At 48.1% G+C, this 1,616-nt stretch carries 3 protein-coding genes; 2 read left to right on the top strand and 1 reads right to left on the bottom strand.

Features of this window, described 5'->3' with window-relative positions; all coding sequences use genetic code 11:
* The first annotated feature begins 150 nt into the window (after positions 1–150).
* Positions 151–927: a hypothetical protein gene (locus VN105_RS01055; protein ID WP_325637051.1), complete on the top strand. Its 777-nt coding sequence runs from the start codon at positions 151–153 to the stop codon at positions 925–927.
* Positions 928–978: 51 nt separating this feature from the next.
* A complete protein-coding gene (locus VN105_RS01050; protein WP_325637049.1) occupies positions 979–1,185 on the top strand; it encodes a hypothetical protein in 207 nt (68 codons plus the stop codon).
* Between the two features lie 133 nt (positions 1,186–1,318).
* Here VN105_RS01050 and VN105_RS01045 read toward each other — a convergent pair.
* On the bottom strand, positions 1,319–1,616 hold a 298-nt coding region (locus VN105_RS01045; protein ID WP_325637047.1), incomplete at its 5' end, for a hypothetical protein.

Here is a 1,616-nt window from a genome sequence, read left to right as displayed (position 1 = left end):
ATCTTATATAATTGATGTGGAAATTTCTTTTGATAAAAATAGCAGCATAGGTTTGACATAGTTAACTACCAATTTACACACTGCGCAGGTGAAAGCCTAACAGGGTTGGCTATGAGAAACCCTTTTCTTCTTATTCAAAATTAATATCCAATGGCAGAACAAAGCGGTATTATTCCTTTAAAAGGTACGATTGGCAACATTACCTTTTTCAAATCAAAGTCCGGGGCGAGAGCACGGGAAAAATCAGGAATTGATGCAAACCGCATTAAAAACGATCCCGCGTTTGAACGTACGCGTGAAAATGGCGCCGAATTTGGCAGGGCGGGGAAAGCCACCAAACTGCTGCGTACCGCCTTTCAGTCGGTGCTCTTAAACGTCAGCGACAGCTATATGTTTTCACGTATGGTACGCGAGATGATGAAAGTAATCCGGGCAGATGCCACCAACCCAAGAGGCCAGCGTAATGTTATTGATGGCGAAGCCGAGCTGCTGACCGGTTTTAACTTCAATGCCAAGGCCGCTCTCGGCAGCACGTTGTTTGCGCCTTTTACCCCATCTATTGACAGGGCTACGGGTGTACTCAAAGTGGATTTGCCCTCTTTCATCCCCATCAACATGGTTGCTATACCCGGTGGCGCTACGCACTTTAAGGTCATTGCTGCCGGTGCCGCGATTGACTTTGAGGCTGGCACATTCGTGAATGGCACGGCTGACAGCACAGCACTGCCCATTAACGAAACAGCAACGGAGGTGTTAAGCTTAGCCATCAATGTGGCGGCCAATAGTACGCAACCGCTGTTCCTGGCGGCAGGCATCGTGTTTTACCAGGAGGTGAATGGTACGAAGTATGGCCTTAAAAACGGGGCGTTGAACGCCCTGTCGCTGGTGAGTATTTCCGGGGCCGTTCCTCCTCCACCGGGGCCGTAATGACACCATTGACCTCTAATGGTTGTATTAATTCATCTTTAAAAATTGTGTATGAAAGTTACAGAACGACTCACGGCAGCAACACCGCCGTTTTTCAGCAAACTACGCAATATCGGCCTCCTTCTCACTGCGATAAGCGGGGCATTAATGGGAGTACCCGCCATACCGGCTATTGTTATTAAAATAGCGGGGTACCTCGCGGTAGCTGGTACCGTGATGAGTGGTGTAAGCCAGGCAACAGTCCTGAAAGAAGGCTAATAGCCGTTATTGCAGCAACAACCGGGTTAAGGTGTAACACCTCACGGATTGTTTGATGAGAGGCATCCGCTATTGCGGGTGCCTCCTGCTTTACTTAACCCCGGGGCACGGTGTGTTCCGCATTGATCGTAAATTACTTTCTCTTATCCTTTGAGGCAGGATCAAACGAAAGAAGGTTAAACATGGCTCTCATCCTGCTTCTCAGCCTGTTCCCGTATTTATGCTCCAACTCTGCAGTGTTCAGATTCGTGGTTACATGGGTGATCATCTTATTGGAGATCATCAGGTCATACCGGGATAGCAGGATTTCACCCATCACGTTGCAACTATTTCCCCAATAGTTCAGTATCTGTTCCAGTCCCAGGTCATCATAGCAGTACACCTTTGGCATATTGGTGTAAGGAAAGAATGCCTTACTGGTATGCAGGCTG

The organism is Chitinophaga sp. (genome assembly GCF_035564935.1).
Taxonomy (GTDB): Bacteria; Bacteroidota; Bacteroidia; order Chitinophagales; family Chitinophagaceae; genus Chitinophaga.
Note: the sequence above shows the minus strand (reverse complement) of the source record. Positions and strands in the feature narration are given on the sequence as shown.

What these genes read in the sequence shown, in the direction of transcription:
- VN105_RS01055 (WP_325637051.1), top strand. Translation starts at nt 151, where the DNA reads ATGGCAGAACAAAGCGGTATTATTCCTTTAAAAGGTACGATTGGCAAC.
- VN105_RS01050 (WP_325637049.1), top strand. Translation starts at nt 979, where the DNA reads ATGAAAGTTACAGAACGACTCACGGCAGCAACACCGCCGTTTTTCAGC.